Below are 14,402 nucleotides of genomic sequence, written 5' to 3' on the forward strand. Positions count from 1 at the left end.
AAGGCGTAAGACTGTCGCCAACGCAGTGCGCGTTTTTCAACCCGTTAGCCGATCGCGATCAATTGATAGACGGTTTCTGCCTGGTACTGTTGACCTGGCTGCAGCCAGCAATCAGGCTGCGGCCAGTCGGCGTGATTCGGCGAATCTGGCAGAAATTCACTCTCCAGCGCGATGCCCTGATGCGCGGCATACTGCCCCTGTTCACGTGCTGGCGTACCGGCCAGATAATTGCCGCTGTAAAACTGCAGTGCGGGTGCCGAGGTGTGCACGCGTAGCTGCAGCTTGCCATCCGCAGAAGTGAGCTGCGCGGCGGTCTGGCTGACATTGCCGGCGCTGTCGAGCAGAAAGGCGTGATCGTAGCCTTTAACCCGGCGCTGATGCTCATCCTGCAGGAAATCGGTAGCGATAATTTTGCCATCGCGGAAATCGAAGCTGCTGTCAGCCACCGGCTGCAGGCCGCCATCAGGAATGCCGCTCTCATCCACCGGCAGATAGTGCGCGGCGTGCAGCTGCAGGTGATGCTGACGCGCATCACCGTGCTCAGCATCAAGATTGAAGTAGGCGTGATTGGTCAGGTTAACCGGGCAGGGCCGATCGACGGTGGCCTGATAGTGAATGCTGAGCCGATTTTCATCATCCAGCCGGTACCAGAGATCGACCAACAGATTACCTGGATAGCCCTGATCGCCATCTGGCGAATCCAGACGATAGTGCACTTCGCTGTCGCTCTGGCTGATCATCTGCCAGCGACGGCGATCGAACCCTTGCGGGCCGCCGTGCAGCTGATGTGGGCCCTGATTGGCGATCAGCTGAATATTTTCCTGCTCCAGACGCGCATTGGCGATGCGATTGGCATAGCGGCCTACCGTCGCGCCAAGATAGGCGGTCTGTTCCAGGTAATCAGAAGGGGTGGCGCAGCCGAGCAGCGCTTCGCGCACCTTGCCATCCTGCATCGGCACGCGGGCCGACAGCCAGGTGGCACCCCAATCCATAAACGTTGCAACCATACCGTTACGGTTGCGCAGCACCGTGATGTGCCATGGCTGGCCATCGGGTGCGTGAGAATTTAGCATTGGCCCGCTCCTGCTGACGCTTTACAGACGTAGAAGGTCTCTTTGATGCCGGTTTTCGCTTCATACTGTGCGGCCACTGCGGCTTTCACGCCTTCCACCAGCTCTTCCGGCATCAGCGCCACGACACAACCGCCGAAACCCCCGCCGGTCATGCGCACGCCGCCGCGATCGCCAATTTCCGCTTTCACAATCTCAACCAGCGTATCCACCGGCGGCACGGTGATTTCGAAATCGTCGCGCATTGAGGCGTGCGATTCCGCCATCAGTTCGCCCATACGTTTCAGATCGCCTTTGCTCAGCGCGTCGGCCGCTTCCAGCGTGCGCGCGTTCTCGGTCAGCACGTGACGCACGCGTTTGGCGACGTCGGCGTCCAGCTCATTTTCCACCGCTTTAAACTGATTGATATCGACGTCGCGCAACGCAGGCTGCGAGAAGAAGCGGGCACCGGTTTCGCACTGCTGGCGACGCGTATTGTATTCACTGCCCACCAGGCTGCGACGGAAGTTGGTGTTGATGATCACCACGGCAACGTTGTCTGGCATTGGCACCGGGCGCGTACCCAGCGTGCGGCAGTCGAGCAGCATCGCGTGATCCTGTTTGCCCAGCGCGGAGATCAGCTGATCCATGATGCCGCAGTTACAACCGACAAACTGGTTTTCCGCTTCCTGGCCATTTACCGCCACTGCCGCGCCGTCAATTGGCAGGTGCCACAGCTGTTGCAGAACGGTACCCACCGCCACTTCCAGCGAGGCGGAGGAGCTCAGACCGGCACCCTGCGGCACGTCGCCACTGATCACCATGTCCACACCGCCAACTTCCGGGCAGCGCTGCTGCATATGCTTCACCACGCCGCGCACGTAGTTGGCCCACATTGGCTCCGGCAGGCTGAGAATCGGCTCATCCAGCGAGAAGTGATCCTGCTGATTGTCGTAATCCACGGCGATAACGCGCACCTGCCGATCGTCGCGTTTCGCGCAGCTGATCACCGTCTGATAATCGATAGCGCAAGGCAACACAAAACCGTCGTTGTAATCGGTGTGCTCGCCAATCAGGTTCACGCGGCCCGGCGCCTGAATAGTGTGGGTTGGCTGATAGCCAAACTGCTCGTTAAAAATATTGTTGGTCAGGGTCTTTAAGCTCATGGTCACTCAGGCCTCGCGGAAGTGCAGATCGCTGACGGAACGCAGGCGCTCAGCTGCCTGCTCCGCCGTTAAATCACGTTGGGTTTCGGCCAGCATTTCATAGCCAACCATAAATTTACGCACCGTTGCTGAACGCAGCAGCGGCGGATAGAAATGGGCATGCAGCTGCCAGTGCTCATTCTCTTCACCGTTGAAGGGCGCGCCGTGCCAGCCCATGGAGTAGGGGAATGAACACTGGAACAGGTTGTCGTAGCGGCTGGTTAGCTTTTTCAGCGCCAGCGCCAGATCGGTGCGCTGCTCAGCGGTGAGATCGGTCAGGCGCAGAATGTGGCTTTTCGGCAGCAGAATGGTTTCAAACGGCCACGCCGCCCACCACGGCACCACGGCCAGCCAGTGATCGGTTTCCACCACGGTGCGGCTGCCGTCGGCCAGCTCGCGCGCGGCATAATCCACCAGCATTGGGCTGTTGTGTTGGGCAAAGTAGGCCCGCTGCAGATCGTCTTCACGCTGCGCTTCGTTAGGCAGGAAGCTGTTCGCCCACACCTGGCCGTGTGGATGGGGATTGGAACAGCCCATCGCGGCGCCTTTGTTTTCAAACACCTGCACCCAGGGATAGTGCTGACCCAGTTCGGCGGTCTGCTCCTGCCAGGTGCGCACCACTTCAGCCAGCGCGCTCAGCGTCAGTTCCGGCAGGGTTTTGCTGTGATCCGGCGAAAAGCAGATTACGCGGCTGGTACCACGTGCGCTTTCACAACGCATCAGCGGATCGCTGCTCTGTGGCGCATCCGGCGTATCGGTCATCAGCGCGGCAAAATCATTGGTAAACACGTAGGTGCCGCTGTACTGCGGGTTAGTGTCACCGGTGACACGGGTATTGCCCGGACAGAGGAAGCAGTCAGGATCGTGCGTGGGCAGCTGATTCTGCGACGGCGTTTCCTGAGCACCCTGCCACGGACGTTTGGCGCGGTGCGGAGAGACCAGCACCCACTGGTCAGATAACGGGTTATAACGGCGATGCGGATGATCGACCGGATTAAATTTTTCCATGAGAAATCCTGGTAACGAGCCAACTTGAGAATTATTAGGGTAAACGTAGCACAGCTATTGCCACGAAAGCGTGATCAAGCCTGGATAAATGGAATCGTTTACACAAGCTTTAATTTCTCAGAGAGAGCGATTTCAGGCTTATTCCTGGTATCTTGTGGTGAGAAGCACGGAGAAAAGTGGTAGCGCTTACATAGCGACTGGCCATGTTAAATCGCACCGCCGGGAAAGCAGCGGGCCGTAGCCCGTCGGATCAGCGAATTTTCTGCTGCTGATAACGGTAGCGCTCACCCTCTGCGATAAAGCTCAGACGATGGGTGATGCAACCAGGCGCATCTTCCGCATGGTGAGAGACAAACAGCAGTTGCGTGGCGCCTTCGCCAATCAGCACGTCGATAAACCGGCGCACCAGCTGGCGATTAATCGGATCCAGTCCCTGTAGCGGTTCATCCAGAATCAGCAGCGTCGGATGCTTTACCAGCGCGCGTGCAATCAGCACCAGCCGCTGTTGGCCCCACGACAGGCTGTGAAAGGGTGCATCGCCAAGTGTCTGCATGCCCAGCAGCGCCAGCCATTGATTACTCAGCGCCACCTGGCGATCGGAAACCGCATTGTAGAGGCCAATCGAATCAAAATAGCCAGAGAGCACCACATGGCGAACGCTGACGCTGACCCGATAATCGAGATGCAGGCTGCTGCTGACGTAGCCGATATGCTGCTTGATATCCCAGATGGTTTCGCCACTGCCGCGACGCACGCCAAACAGCGTAAGGTCGTTGCTGTAACCCTGCGGATGATCGCCGGTGACCAGGCTCAGCAGGGTGGATTTACCGGCGCCGTTGGGGCCGGTAATCTGCCAGTGCTCACCGGCGTTCACCTGCCAGCTAAGCTGATGCAGCACCGGACGATCGTTATAAGCCACCACGCCATCGCGCAGCACGATGCGCGGCGTCTCTGTGGCGAGGGCGTTAAGTGGCGTCAAATCCGCTTCCGGCAGGGTCATGCCCATCAACTGCTCACTGTGCGCCAGCTGCGCCACCAGCGCTTCGGCCAGAATAGCCTCGCGCGCACCAACATGGGTCAGGGTGCATTCGGCCAGCACGCCAACCTGCTGCACAAACGGCGGAATATCATCGAACCGGTTAAGCACCAGAACCAGCGTATAACCCTGCTCGCTGAGCCTGGCCAGTAGCTCACCCAGATTTTCACGCGAACGCTGATCGAGGCCATCAAATGGCTCATCGAGAATCAGCAGGTCGGGCTGCGCCATCAGCGCCTGACAGAGCAGCGTTTTGCGGGTCTCGCCGGTTGAAAGATATTTAAAGCGTCTGGTCAGCAGAGACGTAATGCCGAACAGGCTGGCCAGTTGCTCACAGCGCGCCGCATCTTTTACTTCCGCCTGAATAACTTCAGATGACAGCAGGCCGGTATCCTCTTCGCCTTCGCTGACCATATCGGTGTTATTACGCTGCCACTCTTCACTGACCAGCTGTTGCAGCTGCTCCAGCGATAAACGCACCGGACGCTGAAAATCGCTGCGCACCTCGCCATGCATCGCGGTCAGCTCACCAGAAAGCGCTCGCGCCAGCGAGGATTTACCGCTGGCATTGCTGCCAACAAAGGCCCAGGCGTCGCCACCTTGTAGGGTGAGATCGTGCAGAGAGAGGATTTTTGTATCACTAAGACGAAACGTGCCTTGCGTAATTTGCAACGTAGCCATGTTGTGTTCCATATTATGCACCGTACTGCTGGTTTTAACGGCTGCCTGAACGAATGTCAAACCAGCGGTCTACAGCAGCGAGGCGATAATCACCTGCTCGGCGGCAAAATACGCAATCGCCTGCATGCCGGGACGCAGCGCTTCACGGTCGACGTCGGCGTTGCTTAGCGTGGCGCACAGCACCTCGCCACCGGGCAGCGTCAGCAACAGTTCGCTGTGGCTGCTGCCGGTTTCAATCTGCGTCAGCGTGCAGGCCAGCTGATTTTCCGCCTCAACCGGTTGTGTCGTCACGCCGATCCACGGCGCCTTAATCAGTACCAGCACCTCTTTGCCAGGCTGCAGCTGTAGCCGCTCGGCACTGTGCTCGGTGATCGCCGCGTTCACCACGGTGATGCCGTCGTTGAGCATCACGGCGATATGCTGCTGCACCGGCTGGTGGTCGCGCTGCATCACGTGACCAAACAGCTGATTGCGGGCGCTGGTTTGCAGCGAAAAACGGGAAATCGCCGCCAGCAGGCTGTCGAGCGGCAGCCGATCGTCCTGCAGCACGTCAAACGCCTTTTGCTGCACCTGTTCCAGTAGCGCAAAAAGCTGAATTAGCCGCTGGCCCCAGGCGGTTACCGTGGCACCGCCGCCGCCTTTGCCGCCGGTCGCGCGTTCAACCACCGTGTGATCCGCCAGCTGGTTCATCTCATTGATCGCATCCCAGGCGCTTTTATAGCTGATGCCCGCCAGTTTTGCGCCCTGACTGATCGAGCCGGTGTGCTGAATCTGCTGCAACAGTGCGATGCGGCGCGGATCGGCAAACAGTTTCTGCCGTAGCCGAATGATAAGAGAAATGTCTGCCTGCATGGCCGCTCCAGAGGGTCGATAAAGGGCAATTGTATGGGAGCCAGAACAGGCTGTCACGGCGCGCTAAAGGGCACAAAAAGCACAGTGCACTTTTTTTCGTTGTCGCTACAATAGCTTCTTTCAGAAAAGAGTGAGGCTGGCATGCTGGAATTACTTAAAAGCCTGGCCGTCGCCGTCATTATGGTGCCGGTTGTGATGGCAATTATGCTTGGACTGATTTATGGCTTTGGCGCGTTCTTTAACGTCATTTCCAAGTTTGGTCATTCTAAAGATCACACTGCAAAAAACCGTTCGTAATCCCCGTTTTTCCATTGCCCGCCGTGCGCGGGCGATACGCTCTCCTGGCAGTTAACCCCCTGATGACTAAAGCGCATGACACCTGCAGATGCTACGCTGTATGATTCTTTATACAACGAAACCGGGAGAAGAACATGTCTGTTAACTGGAGCCGCTGGCTCGCGGGTGCGGCGCTATTGACCGCTGGCGGTCACGCCGTCGCCGCAGAAAATATTACCGTGTTTGCCGCCGCCTCGCTGACTAACGCCCTGCAGGAGATTGCGCAGCAGTATCAGCAGGATAAGCCGGAGAAAATCGTCGCCTCTTACGCTTCGTCTTCCACACTGGCGCGGCAGATTGAGCAGGGCGCGCCAGCCGATCTGTTTATCTCTGCCGATCAACAGTGGATGGATTATGCGCAGCAGAAAAATGCGCTGGATAATGCCAGCCGCACGACGTTGCTGGGCAACGATCTGGTGCTGATCGCGCCCAGCGCAGAGAAGCCGCAGCCGGTTACCCTGAACGCGCAAACCAACTGGAAAACGCTGTTGCACGGCGAACGGCTGGCAACCGGCGATCCCGATCATGTGCCGGCGGGCATCTATGCCAAAGAGGCATTGCAGACGCTGGGCGCCTGGGATCAGCTGTCACCTTCGCTGGCGCGTGCCAACAACGTGCGGGCGGCACTGGCGCTGGTGGAACGCAATGAAGCGCCTTACGGCATCGTTTATGGTTCCGATGCGGTCGCGAGTAAAAAAGTGACCGTGGTGGGCGTTTTTCCTGAATCGAGTCACAAAGCGGTGGAATATCCGCTGGCAATCGTTAAAGATCGCGGCACACCGGCCGTTACTGCTTTTTATCAGTACCTGAAAAGCCCGCAGGCTTCCGCTATTTTTAAACGTTATGGATTCACGCCTCGTAGATGATGCTTAGCGATGTTGAATGGCAGGCTGTTGCGCTCAGCCTGCAGGTTTCCCTGTTGGCGGTGGCCTGTAGCCTGCCGCTGGGGATTCTGTTCGCCTGGATTCTGGTGCGCTGCCAGTTTCCGGGCAAGGCGTTGCTCGACAGCCTGATTCACCTGCCGCTGGTGCTGCCGCCGGTGGTAGTGGGGTATTTGCTGCTGATCGCGCTGGGCAGGCGCGGATTTATCGGCAGCTGGCTGTGGGATCTGTTTGGCATTAGCTTTGCCTTTAGCTGGCGCGGCGCGGCGCTGGCCTCAGCGGTGATCGCCTTTCCGTTGCTGGTGCGCGCCATTCGTCTGGCGCTGGAAGCGGTGGATGTGCGGCTGGAGCAGGCGGCGCGCACGCTGGGCGCCGGACGGCTGCGGGTTTTCCTTACCATTACCTTGCCGCTGACCCTGCCGGGCATTATTGTCGGCACGGTGCTCGCCTTTGCCCGTTCGCTGGGCGAATTTGGCGCCACTATTACCTTTGTTTCCAATATTCCCGGCGAGACGCGCACCCTTCCGCTGGCGATGTACACGCTGATTGAAACGCCAGGCGCGGAGGGCGCGGCGGCGCGGCTCTGTGTGATTGCCATCGTGCTGGCGCTGGCCTCGCTGCTGGCCTCTGAATGGCTGGCCCGCTGGGGCCGCAAGCGGTTGGGAAATTAACATGCTTGAACTGCATTTTTCACAACGGCTTGGCGATCATCAGCTGACGCTGGATGTCAATCTGCCCGCCAGCGGCATTACCGCCATTTTTGGCGTCTCCGGCGCCGGTAAAACCTCATTAATCAACGCTATCGGCGGCCTGACGCAGCCGCAGCAGGGCTATATCCGGCTTAACGATCGCCTGCTGAGCGACAGCGAACAGCGGTTGTTTTTACCGCCGGAGAAGCGGCGCGTAGGTTATGTCTTTCAGGATGCCCGCCTTTTTCCCCATTATCGCGTGCGCGGCAACCTGCATTACGGCATGGCGGCCAGCATGAAGCCGCAGTTTGACGAGCTGGTGGCGCTGCTCGGTATCGAAGCGCTGCTGGATCGTTTTCCTGCCTCGCTCTCCGGCGGCGAGAAGCAGCGGGTGGCGATCGGTCGGGCGCTGCTCACTGCGCCCGATATTCTGCTGCTGGATGAGCCGCTGGCGTCACTGGATGTGCCGCGCAAGCGTGAGGTGCTGCCGTATCTGCAGCAGCTGGCGCGCCGCGTACAGACGCCGATGCTCTACGTGTCCCACAGCCTCGACGAAATTCTACAGCTGGCGGATAACGTGCTGGTGCTGGATCAGGGCAGGGTAAAAGCCTGGGGGCCGCTGGAACAGGTGTGGGCCAGCAGCACGATGCGTCCCTGGCTACCGCGCGCCGATCAGAGCAGTGTGCTGCGCGTGCAGCTGCTGGAGCAGCATGCCAGCTATGCGATGACCGCGCTGGCGCTGGGCGATCAGGTGCTGTGGGTCAGTCGCATTGATGCGCCGCTTAAAACGCCACTGCGCATTCGCATCAACGCGGCCGACGTCTCGCTGGTGCTTCAGCCGCCGATCAGCAGCACCATTCGCAATATTTTACCGGCTCAGGTGCTGGAGCTGATTGAGATAGACGATCAGGTCGAGGTGAAGCTGAAAACCGGCAACAGCGAGCTGTGGGCACGGATCTCGCCGTGGGCGCGTGACGAGCTCAATATCCGCGTCGGCCTGTGGCTCTGGGCGCAGATCAAAAGCGTGTCGATCAGCGCCTGATTACAGCACTTCCTGATAGAGCATCTCCGCAATACCCGGTTCCAGGTTCGTGCCGATCACCCGTTTGGCACGCGCCTGAATTGCCGCGTCGGCGTTGCCCATTGCTACGCCAAGGCCGACGTTTTCCAGCATGCTCAAATCGTTGTAGTTATCGCCAAAGGCGATGACGTCGCTCATCTGCAAACCTATGGACTCCACCCACTGCGCCAGCCGGCGGCCTTTGCTGTTGCCGCGCTGGGCGATATCCACCTGATCGTGCCATGACCATTCACAGGCGAGACCCAACTCAGCTTCCACGCCATCGGCAAACTGTTGCAGCGCCCGCGTATCAGGATGGGAGAGCGCAAACTTCCAGATAGCCGTGGCTTCCCGCGCCGCCTGCGCCAGATCCGGCACCTGAATAAAGTTCGGCCGTTGCGCTTCCGGCAGCGACTGCGCCCAGTTCAGGGTGCGCGTCACATGGCCGGTGGCGGTTTGATACAGCATGGCGTCATCGACGTAGAGCAGGCCATGAATCGCGTTCTGCGCCAGCTTGTCGATCACCTGCAACGCCTCGGGCTTGCCGAGCGGATCGGCCGCCAGCACCTTTTTCGCCTGATAATCATACAAATAGGTGCCGTTACAGCAGATAGCAGGTGTATCCAGCTGCAGCGCCTGATAAAAAGGGTGAATAGCACAATGGTGACGTCCGGTCACAATGATCACCTCCACGCCAGCCTGCTGCGCAGCGGCCAGCGCCTGCAGCGAAGCGTCAAGGATGGTTTTGTTGGGAGTGAGGAGGGTGCCGTCCAGATCGAGCGCAATAACGCGGTAACTCATCTCTTCTTACCTGTAGTGTCAGCAAAGCGTTGAGTCTACACCCGGTCACGGACGCCACCAAACCATCAGCGTACAAATCAATTTTTTCCGCCCCGGTGGCAACCAGGCTACGCTTTGCCACAGCCATTAACGAATATGAAGGAGAATTCATGAACCAGGTCGTTTATATCGCCAGCCCGGAAAGCCAGCAGATTCATGCGTGGCAGATGGATGAGCAGGGTGCATTAACGCTATTGCAGGTGGTCGACGTTGCCGGTCAGGTACAGCCGATGATCGTCAGCCCGGATAATGCCTTTCTCTATGTGGGTGCACGACCCGATTTTCGTGTTATCGCCTTCCGCATTGCGCAGGATGGCACGCTGAGCGAAGCGGGCCATGCGCCACTGCCGGGCAGCCCGACGCACATCTCCACCGATCGCGACGGAAAGTTTGTCTTCGTGGGCTCCTATAACGATGCCTGCGTCAGTGTCAGCCCGATCGGCAGTGATGGCGTGCCGCAGGCACCCGTGCAGGTCGTTAAGGATCTGGCGGGCTGCCATTCGGCGAACATCGATGCGGCAAACCAGACGCTTTACGTCCCGGCATTGAAGCAGGATCGCATCTGCCTGTTTAGCCTCGCCGCCGATGGCACGCTGACGCCGCAGTCCCAGCCGCAGGTCACCACGCCAGAAGGCGCAGGTCCGCGTCACATGACCTTCCATCCTAATCAGCAATATGCTTACTGCATCAATGAGCTCAACAGCACCGTTGATGTCTGGCAGCTGCGTAATGCGCACGGTGAAATGGCCTGCGTGCAGACGCTGGATATGATGCCCGCAGGCTTCAGTGATACCCGCTGGGCGGCGGACATTCACATCACACCTAATGGCCGCCATCTGTACGCCTGCGATCGCACCGCCAGCGTCATTGCTATTTTCAGCGTCAGTGATGACGGGGCGCTGTTAACGCTGGAAGGCCATCAGCCAACAGAACAGCAGCCGCGCGGCTTTAACATCGACCATACCGGCCGCTTCCTGGTCGCCACCGGTCAGAAATCGCATCACATTCAGGTGTATAAAATCAGCGGCGAGCAGGGGCTGTTACAGCCGATGGCGCGGTATGCCGTGGGGCAGGGTCCGATGTGGGTAGCCATTCGGCCGTTATAAGCCAGAAGATAAAAAAAAGCCCTCATACGAGGGCTTTTTTGATCAAAGGTAATACGCGGTAAGCGTGGCGCTGGCTAACGCATGGAAATGCACGTTGAAGCCCACCATGGCGCCGCTTGCGCGCTCATCGACATCAATTCTGTCGATACCCAGCGCGTGTACGCTGAAGATATAACGATGGCGCTCGCCCGGCGGCGGCGCTGCGCCACCATAGCCCGGTTTACCGAAGTCAGTGCGGCATTCCACCGCACCGGCAGGCAGCTCGGCGCTGCCTGAACCTGCGCCCTGCGGCAGCATCGTCGCGCTGCCGGGCAGGTTCGCCACCACCCAGTGCCACCAGCCTGAACCGGTTGGCGCATCGGGATCGTAGCAGGTTACAACAAAACTTTTGGTGCCCGCAGGCACCTTATCCCAGGCGAGGTGGGGCGAAAGATTGCGGCCCTTATAACCCATACCGTTAAACACATGGTTTTCCGGCAGGGTGTCACCATCGTTAAAATCCTGACTGAACAGGTTCATTACAACTCCTTGCGTTATTGATGGAGCAACTTCAATAGCGCCTCGGCGGTAACTTCTGATGATCCCGGGTTCTGTCCGGTGACCAGATGACCATCGGTAAGGGTAAACGCACCCCAGTCATCGGTACGTTCAAACTGGCCGCCAAGCCGCTTGAGCTCATCTTCAACCAAAAACGGCACCACATCCAGCAGACCCACGGCTTTTTCTTCGCTGTTGGTAAAACCAGTTACGCGTTTTCCCTGCACCAGCGGCGTGCCGTCAGGTTTGCGAACGTGACGTAAAACGCCCGGCGCATGGCAGACGGTGCCCACGGGCTTCTGATTGGCATAAAAGGTTTCGATCAGCGCAATGCTGTGTTTGTCTTCGGCTAAATCCCACAGCGGGCCGTGGCCACCCGGATAGAACACCGCATCAAACTCACTGCTGTCAATCTCAGCCAGTTTAAGGGTGTTAGCCAGTGCCTGCTGCGCGGACTCATCATTGTTAAAACGCTCGGTGACCTTACTCTGCGCTTCCGGCTGTGAGCTTTTCGGATCGAGTGGCGGTTTGCCACCGGCGGGCGAGGCCAGCACCACATCGATATCCGCATCGCGGAATACGTACCACGGCGCGGCCAGCTCCTCCAGCCAGAAACCGGTTTTTTCGCCACTGTCGCCCAGCTGGCCATGCGAGGTCAATACCATCAAAATTTTCATTATTTGCTCTCCGGTTGGTCATCAGCGATGCGCACAACCACTTTGCCAAAGTTTTTACCCGCCAGCAGGCCAATAAAGGCCGGCACGGCATTCTCCAGTCCTTCAACGATATGTTCGCGGAACACCAGACGATCTTCCTCCATCCACTGGCTCATCTGCTTAAAGAAACCGTCAAAGTCGTTCGGGTAATCCTGATTGATAATAAAGCCCTGCACGTGCAGACGCTTACGCAGAATGGCGCTCTGGAACAGCGGCAGGCGGTTTGGTCCTTCAGGCAGGTCGGCGCCGCTGTTGTAGTCAGCAATCAGCCCGCACACCGGAATACGACCTTTGGTGTTCATCAGCGGCAGCACGGCATCAAATACTTTGCCGCCAACGCTTTCGAAATAGACATCAATGCCCTGCGGACAATGCTGTTTCAGCGCATTGGCCAGATCGTCGCTGCGATGGTCGAGGCAGGCGTCAAAGCCCAGCGTCTCGGTGGCATAACGGCATTTCTCTTCGCCACCGGCGATACCAATCACCCGGCACCCTTTGATTTTGGCAATCTGGCCAACCATTGAGCCGACGGCGCCGGTGGCGGCGGCCACCACAACGGTTTCGCCCGGCTGCGGTTTGCCGATATCCAGCAGGCCCATGTAGGCGGTGAAACCGGTCATGCCCAGCATGCCCAGCGCCCAGGAAGGGTGCTTCAGCACCGGACCGCTGAGTTTATACAGGCCTTCGCCATTTGAAATGGCGTAATCCTGCCAGCCGCTCTGGCTGACGACCCAGTCGCCCGGCGCATAATCATCATGCTGCGACTGTTCGACCACGGCAACGGTGCCCGCGCCAGGCACGTCACCTATCTCGTAAGGGGCCACGTAGGAAGGGGCGTCGCTCATGCGGCCGCGCATATAAGGATCAAGCGAGAGCCAGATGGTCCGAAGCAGAATCTCTCCTTTGCCAGGCTGTGGAACCGACTGCTGCTCCTGGCGAAAATTTTCTTGTGTGGGTGCACCCTGTGGGCGCGACGCCAGCACAATTCGGCGATTCATCTCTGTTGACTGCGGCATACTTCGCTCCTTGGTTATGGTTTGCATAGAAGCGTAGTGCATACCGCTGCGCTGCGCCTGCCATTACATTTTTTGAAACAGCTGCGGGCGATCAAGTGCAGCCGCAATAGCAGCGGTCAGTGCGGTGAGCGCCTCGCGGCTGATGATGTATGGCGGCATCAAATAAATTAGCCGGCCAAAGGGGCGGATCCAGACGCCACGATCAACAAAGAACGCCTGAATCGCTGCGGTATCCACCGGCTGATGAGTCTCAATCACGCCGATGGCACCCAGCACGCGGGCATCGGCCACGGCAGGGTGATCGGCCAGCGGTAACAAGGCCTGGCGCAGCTGCGTTTCAATGGCGCTGACCTGCTGCTGCCACTGATTCTCCTGCAGCATCGCCAGGCTTTCGCTGGCCACGGCGCAGGCGAGCGGATTAGCCATAAAAGTAGGGCCGTGCATAAAGCAGCCCGCCGCGCCGTTGCTGATGGTATCCGCCACCGCGCGCGTGGTCAGCGTGGCGGAGAGCGTCATGGTGCCGCCGGTCAGCGCTTTACCGACGCAGATCAGATCCGGCACGACTGCCGCATGTTCACAGGCGAATAGCCGACCGGTACGGCCAAAGCCGGTGGCGATCTCATCGGCAATCAGCAGCACGCCATGTTGGTCGCACAGCTCGCGCACCCGTTGCAAATAGCGTGGATGATAGAAGCGCATACCACCCGCGCCCTGCACAATCGGCTCCAGAATCACCGCGGCCACCGCGCTGCCGTGCTGTTCGAGCAGCGCGGCAAAATCGTTAATGTCTTCATCGTGCCAGGCATCGCCAAAAGCGCACTGCGGCTCACGGGCAAACAGGTGCGTGGGCAGATAGCCCTCATAGAGGCTGTGCATCGAATTTTGCGGATCGCACACCGACATGGCGGCAAAGGTATCGCCGTGATAGCCGCGGCGCAGGGTCAAAAAGCGCTGCCGCCGTTCGCCGCGTGCCTGCCAGTATTGCAGCGCCATCTTCATCGCCACTTCTACCGCCACCGAGCCGGAATCGGCCAGAAACACGCACTCCAGCGGTGCGGGCGTCATCGCCACCAGTTGCCGACAGAGCGCCACCGCTGCCGGATGGGTAATGCCGCCAAACATCACGTGCGACATGGCGGCAATCTGGTTATGCATCGCTGCATTCAGCCGCGGATGGTTGTAGCCATGAATCGCCGCCCACCATGACGACATGCCATCCACCAGCTCACGGCCATCGGCGAGTTGCAGTCGGGTGTCGCGTGCGGCCACCACCGGATAGCAGGGCAGCGGTTCAGACATTGAGGTGTAAGGGTGCCAGATATGCTGGCGATCAAATGCGAGATCGGCGGGTGTCATCAGGGAGTTGTAAACCAAATTAAAAAGATTTAGT

General features: G+C 58.8%; 15 protein-coding genes. 5 read left to right on the forward strand and 10 right to left on the reverse strand.

From position 1 onward, the window contains the following. Window positions 1–44: 44 nt before the first annotated feature. The 5 genes from galM to modE form a co-directional block, all read right to left on the reverse strand. The gene (gene galM / locus ACJY2L_RS00060; RefSeq protein WP_439212825.1) at window positions 45–1,073 is read right to left on the reverse strand and encodes a galactose-1-epimerase; all 1,029 of its coding nucleotides are present in this window, start codon (window positions 1,071–1,073) and stop codon (window positions 45–47) included. Continuing rightward, window positions 1,067–2,215, reverse strand: a complete 1,149-nt coding sequence (gene galK / locus ACJY2L_RS00065; protein ID WP_439212826.1) for a galactokinase — start codon at window positions 2,213–2,215, stop codon at window positions 1,067–1,069. Before galK ends, galM begins: the two co-directional genes overlap by 7 nt. A 6-nt stretch (window positions 2,216–2,221) precedes the next feature. After that, a complete protein-coding gene (galT, locus tag ACJY2L_RS00070) occupies window positions 2,222–3,262 on the reverse strand; it encodes a galactose-1-phosphate uridylyltransferase (protein ID WP_067428837.1) in 1,041 nt (346 codons plus the stop codon). Window positions 3,263–3,512: 250 nt separating this feature from the next. Then, on the reverse strand, window positions 3,513–4,979 hold the full coding sequence (gene modF, locus ACJY2L_RS00075) for a molybdate ABC transporter ATP-binding protein ModF (protein ID WP_439212827.1): 1,467 nt from the start codon (window positions 4,977–4,979) through the stop codon (window positions 3,513–3,515). Window positions 4,980–5,048: 69 nt separating this feature from the next. Then, window positions 5,049–5,831: a molybdenum-dependent transcriptional regulator gene (modE, locus tag ACJY2L_RS00080; RefSeq protein ID WP_439212828.1), complete on the reverse strand. Its 783-nt coding sequence runs from the start codon at window positions 5,829–5,831 to the stop codon at window positions 5,049–5,051. 141 nt (window positions 5,832–5,972) lie between these two features. Between modE and ACJY2L_RS00085 the strand changes: the two genes are divergently transcribed. The 4 genes from ACJY2L_RS00085 to modC all read left to right on the forward strand — a co-directional run bounded on the left by ACJY2L_RS00085 (window position 5,973) and on the right by modC (window position 8,779). Further along, the gene (locus tag ACJY2L_RS00085; protein ID WP_071852491.1) at window positions 5,973–6,128 is read left to right on the forward strand and encodes an AcrZ family multidrug efflux pump-associated protein; all 156 of its coding nucleotides are present in this window, start codon (window positions 5,973–5,975) and stop codon (window positions 6,126–6,128) included. Window positions 6,129–6,262: 134 nt separating this feature from the next. Beyond that, a complete protein-coding gene (gene modA, locus ACJY2L_RS00090) occupies window positions 6,263–7,033 on the forward strand; it encodes a molybdate ABC transporter substrate-binding protein (protein WP_439212829.1) in 771 nt (256 codons plus the stop codon). Then, window positions 7,030–7,719 carry a molybdate ABC transporter permease subunit gene (modB, locus tag ACJY2L_RS00095; protein ID WP_439212830.1) on the forward strand — a complete coding sequence of 230 codons (690 nt, stop codon included), beginning with the start codon at window positions 7,030–7,032 and terminating at the stop codon, window positions 7,717–7,719. Before modA ends, modB begins: the two co-directional genes overlap by 4 nt. Window position 7,720: 1 nt before the next feature. Continuing rightward, a complete protein-coding gene (modC, locus tag ACJY2L_RS00100) occupies window positions 7,721–8,779 on the forward strand; it encodes a molybdenum ABC transporter ATP-binding protein ModC (protein ID WP_439212831.1) in 1,059 nt (352 codons plus the stop codon). Here modC and ACJY2L_RS00105 read toward each other — a convergent pair whose 3' ends face one another. Continuing rightward, window positions 8,780–9,598 carry a pyridoxal phosphatase gene (locus tag ACJY2L_RS00105; RefSeq protein WP_439212832.1) on the reverse strand — a complete coding sequence of 273 codons (819 nt, stop codon included), beginning with the start codon at window positions 9,596–9,598 and terminating at the stop codon, window positions 8,780–8,782. It lies immediately after the preceding gene. A gap of 149 nt (window positions 9,599–9,747) precedes the next feature. Here ACJY2L_RS00105 and pgl point away from each other — a divergent pair, with 149 nt between their 5' ends. Beyond that, on the forward strand, window positions 9,748–10,743 hold the full coding sequence (pgl, locus tag ACJY2L_RS00110) for a 6-phosphogluconolactonase (RefSeq protein WP_439212833.1): 996 nt from the start codon (window positions 9,748–9,750) through the stop codon (window positions 10,741–10,743). Between the two features lie 42 nt (window positions 10,744–10,785). Here the strand turns inward: pgl and ACJY2L_RS00115 are convergent, their stop codons facing one another. From ACJY2L_RS00115 to bioA, 4 genes are all read right to left on the reverse strand, one after another. Further along, window positions 10,786–11,262 (reverse strand): kinase inhibitor, encoded by a 477-nt coding sequence (locus tag ACJY2L_RS00115; RefSeq protein WP_439212834.1) that lies wholly within the window; start codon window positions 11,260–11,262, stop codon window positions 10,786–10,788. 14 nt (window positions 11,263–11,276) lie between these two features. Next, window positions 11,277–11,957, reverse strand: coding sequence for a type 1 glutamine amidotransferase domain-containing protein (locus ACJY2L_RS00120; RefSeq protein ID WP_439212835.1), 681 nt, complete (start codon window positions 11,955–11,957; stop codon window positions 11,277–11,279). Next, window positions 11,957–13,012, reverse strand: a complete 1,056-nt coding sequence (locus ACJY2L_RS00125) for an NADP-dependent oxidoreductase (protein ID WP_439212836.1) — start codon at window positions 13,010–13,012, stop codon at window positions 11,957–11,959. The genes ACJY2L_RS00120 and ACJY2L_RS00125 overlap by 1 nt, the downstream gene beginning before the upstream one ends. Window positions 13,013–13,075: 63 nt before the next feature. Continuing rightward, the gene (bioA, locus tag ACJY2L_RS00130; protein WP_439212837.1) at window positions 13,076–14,368 is read right to left on the reverse strand and encodes an adenosylmethionine--8-amino-7-oxononanoate transaminase; all 1,293 of its coding nucleotides are present in this window, start codon (window positions 14,366–14,368) and stop codon (window positions 13,076–13,078) included. Window positions 14,369–14,402 lie beyond the last annotated feature (34 nt).

It is taken from the genome of Duffyella sp. Ts4 (assembly GCF_051851875.1).
In the GTDB taxonomy this organism is placed as follows: Bacteria; Pseudomonadota; Gammaproteobacteria; order Enterobacterales; family Enterobacteriaceae; genus Duffyella; species Duffyella gerundensis.